The sequence below is a fragment of the Pseudomonas sp. D3 genome (genome assembly GCF_029320995.1).
Lineage (GTDB): Bacteria > Pseudomonadota > Gammaproteobacteria > Pseudomonadales > Pseudomonadaceae > Aquipseudomonas > Aquipseudomonas paraveronii.
The window spans coordinates 2,040,985-2,056,889 of sequence record NZ_CP119772.1 but is presented as its reverse complement, the minus strand read 5'-3'; the positions used below and the strand labels follow the sequence as shown (position 1 = coordinate 2,056,889).

The following is a 15,905-nucleotide window of genomic DNA, read 5'->3' as shown; positions in this document are numbered from 1 at the left end:
CATTCAGGCCTCGCTGGTCTCGGCCTTCGGCGCTTTTTTCGACACCTCGGCCAGCAGCGGAATCTCCTTCCCTTCGGCATCAAACAGCTTGCCACCCCTGAAGTAATCGCCTTCGCGCAAGACTGCCACGTCCTGGAAACACAGGCTGCGCTCGGTCCCCGCCACAAACACCGACTGCTGGTCCGAGTTGCCGGCAGTGAAGTGGTTGAACGTCAGGTTCAGCAGAATCGCCATGATCGCCGACGAGCTGATGCCCGAATGAAAAATGGTCGCGAACCAGCCGGGAAAGTGATCATAGAAATTCGGCGCGGCAATGGGGATCATGCCGAAGCCGATCGAGGTGGCAACGATGATCAGGTTCATGTTGTTGCGGTAATCCACCTTGGACAAGGTGCGAATACCGCTCGCCGCCACGGTGCCGAACAACACGATCCCGGCACCGCCCAATACCGAGGTCGGCACTGCCGCAATCACCCGCCCCATAAACGGCAGCAGGCCGAGGATGACCAGGAACAATCCGCCCGTCGCGACCACAAACCGACTTTTCACCCCAGTAACCGCGACCAGGCCTACGTTCTGGGCGAACGCGCTCTGGGTAAACGAACCAAAAATCGGCGCAAACACGCTCGACAGCATGTCGGCACGCAAGCCGTTACCCAGGCGTTTGGAGTCGACTTTGGTGTCGATGATCTCGCCCACGGCCAGGATGTCCGCCGAGGTCTCCACCAGCGTCACCATCACCACAATGCACATGGAAATGATCGCCGCCACATGGAAGGTCGGCACGCCGAAATGAAAGGGCGCAGGGAAGCCGAACATCGGCCCCTGGCTCACGCCGGAAAAGTCCGCCATGCCGAGGAACACCGCAATCACGGTGCCGATCACCATCGCCAACAGGATTGATAACCGCGAGATCGCCGCGCTGCCGATTTTGCTCAGCAACAACACCAGCACCAGCGTCAGCGCGGCCAGGCCAACATTCGCCATGCTGCCGAAATCCGCCGCGCGGCTGTTGCCGCCCATGGCCCAGCGCGCGGCCACCGGCATCAGGGTCAGGCCGATGGTCGTGATCACAATGCCGGTCACCAACGGCGGGAAAAACCGGGTGATCCGCGAGAACACCGGCGTGATCAGTAGCCCGATAAACGACGCAGCCATCACCGCGCCGAGAATCGCCGGCACCCCACCGGCGCCATCACTGCCGACAATCGCCACCATCGTCGCCACCCCGGAAAACGACACCCCCTGCACCAGCGGCAACTGACAGCCAAAGAACGGCAGGCCAAGGGTTTGCAACAGCGTGGCCAGGCCGCCGGCAAACAGCGACGCGGCGATCAACAGGCCAATATCCGCAGGCGACAACCCGGCCGCCTGGCCAACAATCAACGGCACGGCAACGATGCCGCCATACATAGTGAGCACATGCTGCAGGCCGTAAGCCATGTTGGCGGCGACGCCGAGATTCTCATCTTCGGGCCGTTGCGGTGACGCCTTCGGGATAGTCATGGTGAGCGGGTCTCTGTTTTTGTTGTGGGGCCACTGTATGCAATACCGAGACTATATGTCCATAGAGTTGTATACAATCAACCGAACAAGATCCCATCCCACGGCGTTACAAAAACCGCAATCGCACGTCGACGACCACGCTGAATCTGGACGTGACGTTCCAGGGCATATCGCTCAAGACGCTGAAGAAAGCGCAAACACATGTGGGCGCTGGCTTGCCTGCGATGCAGACAACGCGGCGCATCAGGTTCACCGAGCCGCTGCCAGCGCAGGCAAGCCAGTGCCCACATGCTGGAATGCATAGTCAACTCAAGCGTTTTCCAGCTGCGAATGATCGGTTTTCGGCCGCGCCAGCCAATAGCCCAGCACCGCCAGCGGTGCGGTCGCCAGCATCACCATCACGGTGATCAGCAGCGGCTGCTCGAGCATCGACGACACCAACAGGCTGCTGAGAAAACACAGGCCCAGTTGCAGGGTGTTTTGCAGCGCCGCCGCCTTGCCGGAGTTTTCCGCAAACGGCATCAGCGCATTCGCCACCACGATGGGGTAACTGGCACCGTTGACCAGGGCCATCAGGCAGAACGGAATCAGCAAGGTGGTCAGGGTCGGCACGCTCAAGGTGGCGACCAGGTACAACGCAAACATGCTGATGCAGTAGGCCACCAGCAGCCAGGGCAACAACGTCTTGCCCTGAAAACGCTGCAAAGCGCTGCGGCAACTGTAGCCACCGATCAGGAACGCGAGGGTCGGCAGCACATAACTCAGGCCAATGTCATTCGGGCTGTAACCCATGTCGCCAAGGATGAACGGCGAGGCGGTCAACCAAGCGAAAAAACTGGCGGAGCAGGCGGCAAAGATCATGACGTTGCCGGTGAACACGCGGGAGCTGAGCAACTGCCCATAACCGAGGCGCGTAGGTTCGCCCTCCTCCGCCAGCCGTTTCGGCGCAGAACGCAGGAATAGAGTCGGCAGCAGCAACAGCAGCGACACGCCCAGCAACACCGCGAAAATCGCCTGCCAACCAAAATGATTCAACACCATGGCCCCCAGCAGCGGCGCCAGGGCTGGCGACAACGACATCAGCGGCATGATGCTGGCAAACACGCGGTGAGCCTTGTCGGCCGGGTAGCGGTCAATCACCAGCGCCTGCCAGCTCACAGCGGCGGAACACACGCCAATCGCCTGGATAAAGCGCAGTGCCAGCAACTGCGCTGCGGTCTCGACCCAGAACATGCCGATGCAACCCAGCACGAACAAGCTCAGGCCCGCGAGCAGGATCGGTTTGCGGCCCAGTCGGTCAGACAACGGCCCCCACAACAACTGCCCCACGGCAAAGCCGGCGAGGAAAATACTCAAGCTGGCGCCCACTGCGCCCGCGCCGATGTGTAATTGCTCGCCCATGGCGCCGAACGCCGGCAAGTACATGTCCATGGCGAGATAACCGAGCATGCTCAGCCCCGCCAGGTACCAGGTGAAACCAAAAGAATTTTTCATTGAAGCCTTGTAGATCTTGCCATCAAACAATTTGCTGACTACTACCCATTATGAAGCTGACAGTTTCGCTGTGAAGCGATAATAATTGGACACTTCTATCAATTAATTTGAAGGCAGCCGCCATGTGGTCCGAATATTCCCTGGATGTGGTCGATGCCGTCGCGCGCCATGGCAGCTTCAGCGCCGCCGCCCAGGAATTGCACCGGGTGCCGTCAGCCATCAGCTACACGGTGCGTCAGTTGGAAGAATGGCTGGCCGTGCCCCTATTTGTGCGGCGCCATCGTGACGTAGAGCTCACCCCCGCCGGCCGTCTATTTATAGACGAAGCCCGTAGCGTGATGAAAACCATGCTCGGCACACGGCGCCTGTGCCAGCAAGTGGCCAATGGCTGGAGCGGCCAGTTGAAGGTCGCAGTGGACTCCATCGTCAAGCCGCAGCGCTGCCGGCAGTTGGTGCTGGATTTCTATCGGCAGTTCCCAGACGTGGAATTGCTGCTGGAGTACGAGGTGTACAACGGCGTGTGGGATGCCCTCGCCGATGAGCGCACCGACATCGTGATCGGCGCCACCAGCGCGGTGCCGGTGGCGAGTCACTTCACGTTTCGCGATATGGGCCTGTTGAACTGGTTGTGTGTGGTCAGCGCGAAACACCCGCTGGCGGCGCTGGACGGTTTGCTCAGTGACGATCAACTGCGCCCGTTCGCGTCCCTGTGCATGACCGACACGTCGCGCAACCTGCCCAAGCGCGATACCTGGACCCTGGACAACCAGCGCCGTCTGGTAGTGCCGAACTGGGCCTCGGCCATTGACTGCCTGCGCGACGGTCTGTGCGTCGGCATGGCGCCGGCGCATCAGGTGTTGCCGTGGATCGAACGTGGAGAGTTGGTCGCGCTGCAACTGCGCCGGCCGTTCCCGGCCAGCCCGTCGTGCGTGGCGTGGGCGCAGAACAAACTGTCACCGGCGATGAGTTGGTTGCTGGAATACCTGGGGGATAGCGAGACGATGAACCAAGAGTGGTTGAATGGGAGTGACCTCTGAAGATCAGCGGAATCCCTTGTGGAAGGGGGCTTGCTCCCGATCGCTGTGTCAGTCGGCCAATCTGCAACTGACACACCGCCATCGGGGGCAAGCCCCCTCCCACAGGGGCTCTCATTTCAATCCAGCAAGCGGGTGATGGCCCGCACGATCATGTCTACCTCCTTGGCCTCCAGGGTCAGCGGTGGCAGCAGGCGAATCACCTTACCCCGGGTCACGTTGATCAGCAGCCCGTGCTCCTGGGCGGCGCGCAGGGCCAGGTCGCGATAAGGGCTGGCCAATTCGATCCCGATCATCAAGCCTTGCCCACGAATCGCCAGGACCTGCGGGTGCTCACTCAATTCCACCCGCAGCCGCGCCAGCAAGCGTTCGCCTTGTTGCGCGGCGTTCTGTAACAGGCCTTGCGCCTCGATAATGTCCAGCACGGTGCAACCTACGCGGCAGGCCAATGGGTTACCGCCGAAGGTGCTGCCGTGACTGCCCGGCGTGAACAACTCGGCCACGGCGGTCCTGGCCAGACAAGCGCCGATGGGCACGCCGTTGCCGAGGCCTTTGGCCAGGGTCATCACGTCCGGCACGATGCCCTCGTGCTGGAAGGCAAACCAGGCGCCGGTGCGGCCGATGCCGGTCTGGATTTCATCGAGCATCATCAGCCAACCGTGGCGCGTGCAGTGAGCGCGCAGGGCCTTCAGGTAACCGGCTGGCGCCATCTGCACCCCGCTTTCGCCCTGGATCGGTTCCAGCAAGACCGCCGCAATGCGCGTGCCAAACGCTCGCGTGATCGCCTCCAGCGCCGCCAGGTCGCCAAAGCCGACCTTGAGAAAATCCCCCGGCAAGCGCTGGAACCCCAAGCGGACCGAGGGCCCGTCGCTGGCCGCCATGGTGCCCAGCGTGCGGCCGTGGAAAGCGTTCTCCATCACCACCACCAACGGCACCTCAATGCCCTTTTTCCAGCCGTGCAGCCGCGCCAGTTTTAGCGCGGTCTCGTTGGCCTCGGCGCCGGAGTTGTTGAAGAACGCGCGATCCAGCCCGGACAGTTGGGTCAGACGCAGGGCCAAGCGTTGTTGCCAATCGATGCTGTAGAGGTTGGAGGTGTGCAATAGCAACCCAGCCTGTTCGCTGATGGCAGCCACCAGTTTCGGATGCGAGTGGCCGACGTTGGTCACGGCCACGCCTGCCACGGCGTCCAGGTATTCGCGGCCCTGCTGGTCCCACAGGCGCGTGCCCAGGCCACGCACAAAGCTCAAGGCCAAGGGTTGGTAAGTGGTCATCAGGCAAGCGGCGGTCATGGTGGCAAGCTCCAGTGCAGGTTGGGATGGGGACAGTATCGTTAGCCACCCAAGCTGGATAAACTGCGCTTTCATGCAATGACTTTAAACCAGGGTTTGATAATGGACCTGTTCCAGGCGATGTCGGTGTACGTAAAGGTGGTCGAGACCGGCAGCATGACCGCCGCGGCCCAGGCCTGCGGGATGTCGACCACCATGGTCGGCAACCACTTGCGCGCCCTGGAGCAACGCCTGGGGGTCAGCCTGCTCAAGCGCACCACGCGCAAGCAAAGCCTCACCGAATTCGGCGGGCAGTATTACCAGCGCTGCCTGGAAGTGCTGGGGCTGGTGGCCGACTCCGAGCAATTGGCCGAACAGGCCCACAGCGACGTGCCCAAGGGCACCCTGCGCATCACCGCACCGCCCGCCTTCGGCACCGAACGCCTGGCGCCGGCCTTGAGCGAATTTTCCCAGCGTTACCCGCTGATCAAGTTGTACGTGGTGCTCAGTAATCAGCGCATGGACCTGGTCGACAGCGGCTTTGACGTGGCCATCCGCCTGGGCGAGTTGGAACCCTCAAGCCTGATCGCCCGGCCCCTGCAGGACTACACCATCACCCTGTGCGCCGCGCCGGATTACCTGGCGCGACGCGGCACGCCGCAAACGCCGGAAGATCTGCAACAGCACGACTGCCTGGCATTCGCCTACCCCTCAAGCGACGATTGGCGTAACGCCGACAAACTGTGGCGCATGAGCGGCGCGGACGGCGAAGTGGAGATCCCCGTGTCCGGCTCGCTGACCATCAACAGCTCGCAAGCCCTGCGCCAGGCGGCGGTGCAAGGCATGGGCATCGTCATGCTGCCCGATGCCCTGGTGCAGCCCGACCTGCAGAGCGGGAAGCTGGAGGCATTACTGACCACCTATCAACTGCCCTGCCGCCCCATGCATCTGCTGTACGGGCAGGATCGTTATCGCCTGCCTAAACTACGGGCTTTCGTGGATTTCGCCCTGGAGAAGTGGGCGCGCTAAAAGCCCACGCCCAATTCGCGCAGTCGCTCAGCGGTACGCTCGGCGCAAACGTGGTGAATGCCTTGCCAGCCCAGGGCAATGGCCGCGTCGATATTGCCCGCGACATCATCGATAAACACCACTTCGCCAGGCTGGATATCCGGCAGGTGAGCGCGCACCTGGCCAAGGCTGGCGTGATAAATCGCTGCGTCGGGCTTGATCAGCTTCAACTCGCCGGAAACCACAATGTCGCGAAAACACTGCAGGAACGAGTAGTTGGCCCGCGCATAGGGGAACGTCTCGGCCGACCAATTGGTGAGCCCGAACAGCGGCATGTCGGCGTGATGCAGCGCCTTGAGAATAGCCACGCCCTCCGGCAATGGCCCGCGCAGCATTTCATGCCAGCGGTCGTAGTAGGCCGTGATCAAGGTTTCGTGATGGGGGTATTGCGCGACCAGGCTGCGCGTCGCCTCGGCCAGGGTGCGCCCGGCGTCTTGCTCGGTGTTCCAGGCCTGGGTGCAGATGTTGTCGAGGAACCATTGCCGTTCCTGATCATCGGCGATCAGCTTGCGGTACAGGTGCTGCGGGCTCCAATCGAACAGAACACCGCCAAAATCAAAAACGACTGCACGAATCGTCATCAGATCCTCCGTTAGCGTGAGTTGATAGCGGACGGAGTCTGGCAGATCGAGGGCGGCAGCGGGAGCGCGATGGAGTGTAGGAAGACTCCGAAATAGGGAGGCTTATGCAGAACCAATGTGGGGCGGGTTTGCCCGCCCCCACATTTTTTTCGAACGTACTTAGGCTTGCACCAGACCGTTGATCTTCACGGTCGGATTCACGTCAGCCTCGTAGTCCACGCCGTCGATCTCAAAGCCGAACAAGCGCAGGAACTCAGCCTTGTAGCCGGCAAAATCGCTGATTTCGTTGACGTTGTCGTCGGTGACTTGGTTCCACAGCGCGGCCACGGCGTCCTGGACTTTCGGCTCCAGCTCGGCCAGGTCGGCACGCAGGCGGCCGTCGGCGTCGAGCGTCGGCTCGCGGCCGTACAGGCTGTCCTTGAACAGGCCATAGACCTGCTCGATGCAACCTTCGTGGGTGCCCTGCTCTTTCATCACTTTGAACAGCAACGACAGGTACAGCGGCATGATCGGGATCGCGGAGCTGGCCTGGGTGACCACTGCCTTGAGCACCGACACCCGGGCGTCGCCCTTCAATGCAGCCAGATTGTCGCGCAGGGTCAGGACTTTTTTGTCCAAGTCCTTCTTGGCTTCGCCGATGGAACCGTTCCAGTAGATATCCTGGGTCAGCTTCTCGCCGAGGTAAGTGAATGCCGTGGTCTTGGCGCCTTCGGCCAACACGTCCGCATCACGCAGGGCGTCGATCCACAACTGCCAGTCTTCGCCGCCCATGACTTTCACGGTGCCGTCGATTTCTTCCTGGGTGGCTGGCTCAAGGGTGGTGTCGACGACGACGCCCTTGTCGGTGTTGATTCCGCGCAGGGTCACGGCTTTGCCGATCGGCTTGAGGGTGGAGTTGTGCACCACGCCCTGCGGGTCAGTCCTGCGTGGCGCGGCCAGGCTGTAGACCACCAGGTCGATCTTGCCCAGGTCTTTCTTGATGGTCTCGATGGTCAGGCGCTTGATCTCGTCGGAGAACGCGTCGCCATTGATGCTCTTGGCGTACAGGCCTTTTTCGACGGCAAACTTCTCAAACGCGGCGCTGTTGTACCAGCCGGCGGAGCTCAGCTTGCCTTCTTCGCCTTCTTTCTCAAAAAACACGCCCAGGGTATCGGCGCCGCAGCCAAACGCGGCACTGATGCGCGCGGCCAGGCCATAACCGGTGGAAGCACCGAGGACCAGCACCTTTTTCGGGCCGCCTTCGATGACGCCGTGTTGAGTCACGTAGTCGATCTGTTCCTTGACGTTCGCTTCACAGCCAACAGGGTGAGCGGTCACACAGATAAAGCCACGAACCCGCGGTTTGATGATCATAAAATTTCTGCCTCTTCCAAGGTGCCGAAGGCCAATGGTGGCCATTCAACGTAATCGTACCGGTCTATGACGTCCAAAAAACCGAAGCGTCACGATAGTCGCAAATCTTCTGTTTACAAAATCCAATCCAAAACTCGCCGAATAAGCCTCGTCTTGGGTGAAAAACCGTGTCAATTCTTCACAATTTCGCAATATTTAACACGCCCATCTAGCTGAGAACGCCTTATCATGACGGGGTTATTTCAATATGTTTCGCCACCCCACCACTCGCAGCCACGGACCTGGATCTGTCGAATGGCGTCCAGCTGGAGCTGAGTTTCATGAACAAGTCTGCCTTACGCAAAAAAGCCGTGTCGATCGCCTGGGCACTCGGCGTTTTGCTGATTATTTACCTCTTCCCCCTGACCACCGTGGTGTTCCTCGGCCTGGTACTGGTCTGCGGGGTCTATGATTTCCTGCGCAACGGTCTGTATGACGGCGACACGTTCAAGAAATATTTCATCGGCAGCGGCCGCAATACCTGGCTGCTGGCACCGTTCAACACCCTGTTCGACCTGCTGAGCAACCGCAACCGCCACGTCTACACGATGCGCGACCTGCCGCCCGCCTGGCGTGAAGACCTGCAACAGGTGATCGACGACGCCATGGCCCACAAGGATGAAATCATCGGCTACCTGGACGAGCGCATGGCCGAAAAGAAACGCGGCATGCTGTTTTTCCAATGGTACGGCCGACCGATCGAAACCACCCTGGATATCCCGGAGCTGCGCAAGAAGTTGCCGTTCGTGAAGACCATCGGCGTGTCGGTGTTCAACGAAAACCGCTCGACGTCCTTCCACTTCGGCCCACTGCGCATGATGTTCCGGGTGCTCTACAACATGGCCCCGGCGCCCCACCACGAGGGCGTGTACATCCAAGTGGGCAAGCACAAACATTACTGGCACGACGATCCGCTGTTTATTTTCGATGACACGCTGATGCATGCATCCTTCAACAAGAACGACGCCAAACGCTACTGCCTGTTCATTGATATCGTGCGGCCGACCGTGTTGCCCTCCGTCCTCAATGCCGTGATCGCAGGTTTTGCAGGCGTGGTGTTCACGCTGCGGCGGTTTTTCTACAAAAACTGGAAGCTGATTCAGTAGGTTCTGCGGCATGATGGTGCTGGACGGTGTTTGCGCCCTGCCCGCGAGGCGGCCAGAATAACCGTCTCGTGCGACCGAATTCGGCGCCCACCATTCTCAAGCCATCGCGCCACCCTGAAGGGCGCGGTGGCTGCGTTTTCAAGGAATCAGAATGCCCCAACGTCAAGTCATCAATGCCTCCGTCAGCCCCAAGGGCAGCCTCGAAACACTCTCCCAGCGTGAAGTCCAGCAACTGAGCGAAGCCGGCTCCGGCAGCATCTATACCCTGTTCCGCCAGTGCGCCCTGGCCATCCTCAACACCGGCGCACACATCGACAACGCCAAGACCATCCTCGACGCCTATAAAGACTTTGAAGTGCGTATCCACCAGCAGGATCGCGGCGTGCGCCTGGAACTGCTGAACGCGCCGGCCGACGCCTTCGTCGATGGCGAAATGATCGCCAGTACCCGCGAAATGCTGTTCAGCGCGCTGCGCGACATCGTCTACACCGAGAACGAACTGGACAGCCAACGCATCGACCTGAGCAACTCCCAGGGCATCACCGACTACGTGTTCCACCTATTGCGCAACGCCCGCACGCTGCGCCCGGGTGTCGAGCCGAAGATTGTGGTGTGCTGGGGTGGGCACTCGATCAACACCGAAGAATACAAATACACCAAGAAAGTCGGCCACGAACTGGGCCTGCGCAGCCTCGACATATGCACAGGCTGCGGTCCCGGCGTGATGAAAGGCCCGATGAAGGGCGCGACTATTTCCCACGCCAAGCAACGCATCAGCGGCGGGCGCTACCTGGGCCTGACCGAGCCGGGCATCATCGCCGCCGAAGCGCCGAACCCGATCGTCAATGAGCTGGTGATCCTGCCGGACATCGAGAAGCGCCTGGAAGCCTTCGTGCGCGTCGGCCACGGCATCATCATCTTCCCGGGCGGCGCCGGCACGGCGGAAGAGTTCCTCTACTTACTCGGCATCCTGATGCACCCGGACAACCGCGACGTGCCGTTCCCGGTCATCCTCACCGGGCCAAAACACGCGGCGCCGTACCTGCAACAGTTGCACGCATTCGTCGGCGCCACGCTGGGCGAAGCGGCGCAGGCGCACTACCAGATCATCATCGACGATCCAGCCGAAGTGGCCCGCCAGATGACCGCCGGGCTCAAGGCCGTGAAGCAGTTCCGCCGCGAGCGCAACGATGCGTTCCACTTCAACTGGCTGTTGAAGATCGACGAAGGCTTCCAGCGCCCGTTCGACCCGACCCACGAAAACATGGCCAGCCTGCAACTGAGTCACGCGCTGCCGCCCCATGAACTGGCGGCCAACCTGCGTCGCGCGTTCTCGGGGATCGTGGCGGGCAACGTCAAGGACAAGGGCATTCGCCTGATCGAACAGAACGGCCCTTACGAGATCCATGGCGACCCGGCCATCATGAAGCCACTGGATGAACTGCTCCAGGCGTTCGTCGCCCAGCACCGCATGAAGTTGCCGGGCGGCGCGGCGTATGTGCCGTGCTACCGCGTGGTGCAGTAAGTCAGCCCACACATGCTGTAGTGCTTTAACCTTGTGTTCAGGCTTGTCGGCGGGAAGCGTCGGGCTATCGTTTTTACGAAGCCCGACTGACCCACACCCGAGGAGCGACCTATGGACCAACGGATCTTGTTCTCCCACACTCCTTACCCTAAGGTAAGGAGCATCACGCTGGAGACCTTCAACATGGCGACCGCCACGCTTACTTCAAAAGGACAAATCACCATCCCCGTCCAAGTCAGGACCGCCCTGGGCCTGGAAACGGGAGACCGGGTCGAATTCGTCGAAATGGAAGACGGCAAATTTTCCATTATTGCCGCGAGCAAAACCGTTCACGACCTCAAGGGGTTGATCAGCAAGCCTGCCCAGGCCATCTCCATCGAGGACATGAACCGCGCCATTGCGGCACAGGGAGCAAAAGCCCAATGATCGGCCTGGATACCAATGTGCTGGTGCGCTATGTCACTCAGGATGATCCGGTCCAATCCGCCAAGGCGTCCGAGCTGATCGAATCCCTCACCACCCTGTCGCCAGGCTTTGTCAGCCTGGTGTCGGTGGTGGAGTTGGTATGGGTTTTACAAAGTTGCTATCAGTGCGCCAAGAGCGACGTGGTGACGGTGCTGGAAACGCTGCTGCGTACCCGTGAATTGATCATCGAACATGCCGAGATCGTCTGGCAGGCGCTCCGGCGGTTCTCGGCAAACAAAGCCGATTTCGCCGACTGTTTGATCGCGCGCTGCGCCCACGCAGCCGGCTGCGAGTACACCGCCACCTTTGACCTCGACGCGGCCAAGGCCCCGGGCATGAAGCGATTGGCCTGAGCGGGGTTCAGCGAACCCAGCCACCATGCTGCCAGTGGTAACCATCATTTCGCTGCACCCAGTGCGGATGCACATAGCGGTAGCCCTCACGCACCGCCTCCCAATGGCCATGTACAGCCACATAGCGTCCACCTTCCCAACGCCAATACCCGCGTGACCATACATAACCTTCGCGTACAACCGGCTCGACTTCGATCACTTGCATCGGCGGCGGTTGTGGGGCGACCACTTCGACGTACTCACGTTGCACCGGTCGCCGCTCATGCACGACACGCTCTTGCACACAGCCGGATGCCGCGACGACCATGGCCACCAATGCTGCATAACGTAGCAACATATAAACCCCTCGGGCGCTAACGCCCAACACCTGCATCAGTAAAAAATCCCCCTTTGTTGCAGCCGCGCTCCTGCAAGGCCTGGGTACTTTTTAACAGGTGGTGTCTGTCAGGTTGCTGAACCTGCTGACAGTGCATCCACAGGAACAGACGGGAGGCAGCGTCGCGGTTTGAACACTCAAGCCGGGCCGAAACGCTCCAGCACAGCCTCGACAAAGCCTCGCAACTTGGCGGTACGCTGGCGGTTGGCGGTGTAGACCAAATGCATGGGCCGGCTCGGCGCCTCAAAGTCCGGCAGCACCTGTACCAACTCGCCCCTGGCTAGGGCGGGGCGCAGAAAATCTTCCGCTCCGAGCACAATGCCAAACCCGTCCAGCGCAGCCGACATCAAGGCCCTGCTTTCGTTGATCTGCAAACGGCTGGCAACCTGTACGGTGTGCGGGACCGAGCCCTGGTGGAACACCCATTCGCGATCCGCCGGACGTGACCAGAAGGCATAGCCCAAGCATTCATGCTGTTGAAGGTCCGCCGGCCGCAGCGGTGTGCCCCGTGCCGCCAAGTAGGCAGGCGCCGCGCAGGCCACCAGACGATACGGCGCCAGGGGTCTGGCGGTTAACCCCGTGATCGCTGGGGGGCCAATGCGGAAGGCGGCTTCGTAGCCTTCTTCCACCAGATCGACGAAACGATCGGTGAGGTGCAGGTCGATGCTTACCTCAGGGTTGTCACGCAAAAACGCGGTCACCAGAGGCATCAGGCTGTAGGAGCCGAAGGTCACCGGGGCGGTAATTTTCAGCTTGCCGCGTGGGGTGTCATTCATGATCTGCGCCAGGGAGTCGGCGGCCTCGGCCTCCGTCAGGATATGTTTGCAACGCTCGTAGTAAGCGCTACCCAACTCCGTCAGGCTCTGCCGGCGCGTGGTGCGATTGAGCAAGCGCGCGCCCAGGCGCTGTTCCAGCGCGGCGACATGCTTGGCCACCATCTGCGCTGACATGTTCAAACGCACCGCGGCTCGCGCGTAAGAGCCCAACTCAGCGGCAGTCACAAAGGCATTCATGCTCGAAAGACGGTCCATCATTCCCCACTCCCAGTAATAACAGCCACGTCACAACGCTCATTTATCACCCATTGGCTACCAATCATCATAACCGCTCCCCTACTTTGCAGGAGCTAGGCCATGAAGATTGGCGTGATTGGAGCAGGTTTCATCGGGCGCGCGGTGGCCCAACTGGCGCTGGCGGCCGGGCATGAAGTGATGTTGAGCAACTCCCGTGGCCCCCAGACCATGAGCAGCGTACTCAGCGGCATTTGGGGCGTTCAAGTGGGCAGCGCGCAAGACGCGGCACAATTTGGTGACGTGGTGCTCGTGGCGATCCCCCTGGAACATTACCGCAGCGTGCCCGCGCAGTGGCTGGAAGGCAAAACAGTGATGGACGCCAACAATTACTACCCCGATCGCGACGGGCACATCCCTGAGCTGGACCGTTTTGAAACCACCACCAGCCGGTTGCTCGCCGAGCATTTGCCGCATTCGCACGTGGTGAAGGTGTTCAACGCGATCTTCGCGCCAGACCTGGCGCAGGATGCCCGCCCTCACGGCGCCCCCGACCGCCGCGCACTGCCGGTGGCTGCGGATGACGCTGCGGCAAAAGCGCAAGTGATCCAGTTGCTCGATGAGCTCGGCTTTGACGCCGTGGATGCCGGTGGGCTGGATGAAAGCTGGCGGTTTGAGCGGGCCAAACCGGCGTATTGCGTGGCGCTGGACCAGGCCGATCTGAGGGTGGCCCTGGCTGCGGCCGAACGCACCGTTGAGCTGCCTGCGGTCAACCGGGCGCACACCCTGACTTAAACAGCCGCCCACTAAAAAGCTCGCTGACCGTTAACGGTTCAGCGAGCTTTTTATTGGGTGTTTCTTACAGCGCCAGATCAGACGCCGGCTTGCTCGGCTCAGCCGCAGGCTTGGCGGCCTCGGTGGCCTTGGGAGCGGTCATCTGCGGAATCGCAGGTGGTGGGGTCAGTTGCAAGATACCGGCGGTGTAGGCCCATTCTTTGGCAACAGCCTCAGGACTGTCGTTCAGCTTAGTGCCATAGCTTGGCACGATCTGATGCAGTTTTTCCTGCCAGGCCGGGGTCGCCACCTTGTCCTTGAACACTTTCTGCAGCACGGTCAGCATGATCGGCGCCGCGGTCGACGCGCCTGGCGATGCGCCCAACAGGCCGGCGATGGTGTTGTCAGCAGAGCTGACCACTTCGGTGCCGAGTTTCAGCACGCCGCCCTGCTCTTCGTCACGCTTGATGATCTGCACGCGCTGACCGGCTTGCCACAGGCGCCAGTCTTCTTTCTTGGCGTTCGGGAAGTACTCTTTCAGGGCGTTGTAGCGGTCGTCATCCGACAGCATCAACTGGCCAGCAAGGTACTCGACCAGTGGGTATTCACGCACACCGACGCGGGTCATTGGCCAGATGTTGTGGGTGGTAGTGCTGGTCAGCAGGTCCAGGTACGAGCCCTCTTTCAGGAACTTGGTCGAGAAGGTCGCGAATGGGCCAAACAGAATCACGCGCTTGCCATCCAGCACACGGGTGTCCAGGTGCGGAACCGACATCGGCGGCGCGCCAACCGAAGCCTTACCGTAGGCCTTGGCCAGGTGCTGCTCGGCGATGGCTGGGTTATCGGTCACCAGGAACGAACCGCCAACCGGGAAGGCAGCGTAGTCCTTGGCTTCAGGAATGCCCGACTTTTGCAGCAGGTGCAGTGCACCGCCGCCCGCGCCGATGAACACGAACTTGGCGTCGGTTTCGGTCTTGGTGCCGTCTTTCAGGTTTTTGTAGCTCACACGCCACGAACCGTCGGCGTTGCGGGTGATGTCCTGCACTTCGCTCGACAGTTTCAGGTCGAACTTGGGCGTGGTTTGCAGGTGAGCGACGAACTGGCGGGTGATCTCGCCGAAGTTCATGTCCGTACCCAGCGGGCTCCAGGTGGCCGCGATTTTCTGGTTCGGGTCACGCCCTTCCATCATCAGCGGAACCCACTTGGCGATCTGCGCCGGGTCTTCGGAGTACTGCATGCCGGCGAACAGCGGGCTCGCTTGCAAGGCTTCGTAACGCTTTTTCAGGAACTTGATGTTGTCATCGCCCCACACAAAGCTCATGTGCGGTGTGGAGTTGATGAACGAACGCGGGTTCTTCAGCACGCCCTGCTGGACCTGCCAGGACCAGAACTGACGGGAGATCTGGAACGCTTCGTTGATTTCGACCGCTTTCGGGATCTCAACGTTGCCGTTCTTGTCTTCCGGGGTGTAGTTCAGCTCAGCCAGGGCCGAGTGACCGGTACCGGCGTTGTTCCAACCGTTGGAGCTTTCTTCGGCGACGCCATCGAGGCGCTCGACCATTTCCATCGACCAGCTCGGTTCCAGCTCGTTAAGCCAGACACCCAGGGTCGCACTCATAATGCCGCCGCCGATCAGCAGCACATCGACTTTCTTTGCCTCTTCCGCGTGAACGGACGTGATCCCCATCGACAAAGCCAACCCCAGCAGGGCAGTGTTTACTTTCTTAAACATCAGTAGCACCTATGATAAAACGCCATCCGCCCCACTGCCCCTGAGCCTGGCGAACCCTCGATCACGCTGCGCCAGGCAACGCACCGTGGGGTTTGCACATTCATTCAAGGACCGCAGGGTGGGCACACAAGGCCGACGTATCGACCTCACTTTTATGTCCCTTCTGCGCTGACTTCTTATCATTATTGGCTTCAGCTACCTGGGCGACCGCCAGCCGCCGG

The 15,905-nt window shown here is 60.8% G+C and carries 15 protein-coding genes; 7 read left to right on the top strand and 8 right to left on the bottom strand.

The features are described 5' to 3' along the window. Window positions 1-3: 3 nt before the first annotated feature. The gene (locus tag P3S72_RS09450) at window positions 4-1,506 is read right to left on the bottom strand and encodes a nucleobase:cation symporter-2 family protein (RefSeq protein ID WP_276197113.1); all 1,503 of its coding nucleotides are present in this window, start codon (window positions 1,504-1,506) and stop codon (window positions 4-6) included. A gap of 309 nt (window positions 1,507-1,815) precedes the next feature. Next, the gene (punC, locus tag P3S72_RS09445) at window positions 1,816-3,000 is read right to left on the bottom strand and encodes a purine nucleoside transporter PunC (RefSeq protein ID WP_276197112.1); all 1,185 of its coding nucleotides are present in this window, start codon (window positions 2,998-3,000) and stop codon (window positions 1,816-1,818) included. Window positions 3,001-3,122: 122 nt separating this feature from the next. Here punC and punR point away from each other — a divergent pair, with 122 nt between their 5' ends. Then, window positions 3,123-4,037, top strand: coding sequence for a DNA-binding transcriptional activator PunR (gene punR, locus P3S72_RS09440; protein WP_247395832.1), 915 nt, complete (start codon window positions 3,123-3,125; stop codon window positions 4,035-4,037). 116 nt (window positions 4,038-4,153) lie between these two features. Here the strand turns inward: punR and P3S72_RS09435 are convergent, their stop codons facing one another. Next, window positions 4,154-5,323: an aspartate aminotransferase family protein gene (locus P3S72_RS09435; RefSeq protein WP_247401556.1), complete on the bottom strand. Its 1,170-nt coding sequence runs from the start codon at window positions 5,321-5,323 to the stop codon at window positions 4,154-4,156. Between the two features lie 102 nt (window positions 5,324-5,425). Between P3S72_RS09435 and P3S72_RS09430 the strand changes: the two genes are divergently transcribed. Beyond that, window positions 5,426-6,331: a LysR family transcriptional regulator gene (locus tag P3S72_RS09430; RefSeq protein ID WP_276197111.1), complete on the top strand. Its 906-nt coding sequence runs from the start codon at window positions 5,426-5,428 to the stop codon at window positions 6,329-6,331. On the opposite strand, the gene P3S72_RS09425 is transcribed toward P3S72_RS09430, so the two are convergent. Beyond that, window positions 6,328-6,951, bottom strand: a complete 624-nt coding sequence (locus P3S72_RS09425; protein WP_276197110.1) for an HAD family phosphatase — start codon at window positions 6,949-6,951, stop codon at window positions 6,328-6,330. The two genes, P3S72_RS09430 and P3S72_RS09425, sit on opposite strands and share 4 nt — an antisense overlap. Window positions 6,952-7,110: 159 nt before the next feature. Beyond that, window positions 7,111-8,304, bottom strand: coding sequence for an enoyl-ACP reductase FabV (gene fabV / locus P3S72_RS09420; RefSeq protein WP_276197109.1), 1,194 nt, complete (start codon window positions 8,302-8,304; stop codon window positions 7,111-7,113). A gap of 320 nt (window positions 8,305-8,624) precedes the next feature. On the opposite strand from fabV, the gene P3S72_RS09415 reads away from it, so the two are divergent. From P3S72_RS09415 to P3S72_RS09400, 4 genes are all read left to right on the top strand, one after another. Further along, window positions 8,625-9,449, top strand: coding sequence for an aspartyl/asparaginyl beta-hydroxylase domain-containing protein (locus tag P3S72_RS09415; RefSeq protein ID WP_276197108.1), 825 nt, complete (start codon window positions 8,625-8,627; stop codon window positions 9,447-9,449). 151 nt (window positions 9,450-9,600) lie between these two features. Next, on the top strand, window positions 9,601-10,974 hold the full coding sequence (gene ppnN, locus P3S72_RS09410; protein WP_276197107.1) for a nucleotide 5'-monophosphate nucleosidase PpnN: 1,374 nt from the start codon (window positions 9,601-9,603) through the stop codon (window positions 10,972-10,974). 111 nt (window positions 10,975-11,085) lie between these two features. After that, a complete protein-coding gene (locus P3S72_RS09405) occupies window positions 11,086-11,400 on the top strand; it encodes an AbrB/MazE/SpoVT family DNA-binding domain-containing protein (RefSeq protein WP_276197106.1) in 315 nt (104 codons plus the stop codon). Further along, entirely contained in the window at window positions 11,397-11,792 is a 396-nt protein-coding gene (locus tag P3S72_RS09400; protein ID WP_276197105.1) for a type II toxin-antitoxin system VapC family toxin, read from the top strand. Before P3S72_RS09405 ends, P3S72_RS09400 begins: the two co-directional genes overlap by 4 nt. A 7-nt stretch (window positions 11,793-11,799) precedes the next feature. Here P3S72_RS09400 and P3S72_RS09395 read toward each other — a convergent pair whose 3' ends face one another. Both P3S72_RS09395 and P3S72_RS09390 read right to left on the bottom strand, forming a co-directional pair. After that, complete coding sequence (locus P3S72_RS09395; protein WP_276197104.1) at window positions 11,800-12,129, bottom strand: hypothetical protein; 330 nt, start codon at window positions 12,127-12,129, stop codon at window positions 11,800-11,802. 176 nt (window positions 12,130-12,305) lie between these two features. Beyond that, window positions 12,306-13,202 carry a LysR family transcriptional regulator gene (locus P3S72_RS09390; protein WP_276197103.1) on the bottom strand — a complete coding sequence of 299 codons (897 nt, stop codon included), beginning with the start codon at window positions 13,200-13,202 and terminating at the stop codon, window positions 12,306-12,308. A gap of 99 nt (window positions 13,203-13,301) precedes the next feature. On the opposite strand from P3S72_RS09390, the gene P3S72_RS09385 reads away from it, so the two are divergent. Further along, window positions 13,302-13,973, top strand: a complete 672-nt coding sequence (locus P3S72_RS09385) for an NAD(P)-binding domain-containing protein (RefSeq protein ID WP_276197102.1) — start codon at window positions 13,302-13,304, stop codon at window positions 13,971-13,973. 64 nt (window positions 13,974-14,037) lie between these two features. On the opposite strand, the gene mqo is transcribed toward P3S72_RS09385, so the two are convergent. Further along, the gene (gene mqo, locus P3S72_RS09380) at window positions 14,038-15,684 is read right to left on the bottom strand and encodes a malate dehydrogenase (quinone) (protein ID WP_276197101.1); all 1,647 of its coding nucleotides are present in this window, start codon (window positions 15,682-15,684) and stop codon (window positions 14,038-14,040) included. Window positions 15,685-15,905: the final 221 nt, after the last annotated feature.

Coding starts and splice junctions, on each gene's coding strand:
- P3S72_RS09450 (WP_276197113.1), bottom strand. CDS start 1,506: ATGACTATCCCGAAGGCGTCACCGCAACGGCCCGAAGATGAGAATCTC.
- punC (WP_276197112.1), bottom strand. CDS start 3,000: ATGAAAAATTCTTTTGGTTTCACCTGGTACCTGGCGGGGCTGAGCATG.
- punR (WP_247395832.1), top strand. CDS start 3,123: ATGTGGTCCGAATATTCCCTGGATGTGGTCGATGCCGTCGCGCGCCAT.
- P3S72_RS09435 (WP_247401556.1), bottom strand. CDS start 5,323: ATGACCGCCGCTTGCCTGATGACCACTTACCAACCCTTGGCCTTGAGC.
- P3S72_RS09430 (WP_276197111.1), top strand. CDS start 5,426: ATGGACCTGTTCCAGGCGATGTCGGTGTACGTAAAGGTGGTCGAGACC.
- P3S72_RS09425 (WP_276197110.1), bottom strand. CDS start 6,951: ATGACGATTCGTGCAGTCGTTTTTGATTTTGGCGGTGTTCTGTTCGAT.
- fabV (WP_276197109.1), bottom strand. CDS start 8,304: ATGATCATCAAACCGCGGGTTCGTGGCTTTATCTGTGTGACCGCTCAC.
- P3S72_RS09415 (WP_276197108.1), top strand. CDS start 8,625: ATGAACAAGTCTGCCTTACGCAAAAAAGCCGTGTCGATCGCCTGGGCA.
- ppnN (WP_276197107.1), top strand. CDS start 9,601: ATGCCCCAACGTCAAGTCATCAATGCCTCCGTCAGCCCCAAGGGCAGC.
- P3S72_RS09405 (WP_276197106.1), top strand. CDS start 11,086: ATGGACCAACGGATCTTGTTCTCCCACACTCCTTACCCTAAGGTAAGG.
- P3S72_RS09400 (WP_276197105.1), top strand. CDS start 11,397: ATGATCGGCCTGGATACCAATGTGCTGGTGCGCTATGTCACTCAGGAT.
- P3S72_RS09395 (WP_276197104.1), bottom strand. CDS start 12,129: ATGTTGCTACGTTATGCAGCATTGGTGGCCATGGTCGTCGCGGCATCC.
- P3S72_RS09390 (WP_276197103.1), bottom strand. CDS start 13,202: ATGATGGACCGTCTTTCGAGCATGAATGCCTTTGTGACTGCCGCTGAG.
- P3S72_RS09385 (WP_276197102.1), top strand. CDS start 13,302: ATGAAGATTGGCGTGATTGGAGCAGGTTTCATCGGGCGCGCGGTGGCC.
- mqo (WP_276197101.1), bottom strand. CDS start 15,684: ATGTTTAAGAAAGTAAACACTGCCCTGCTGGGGTTGGCTTTGTCGATG.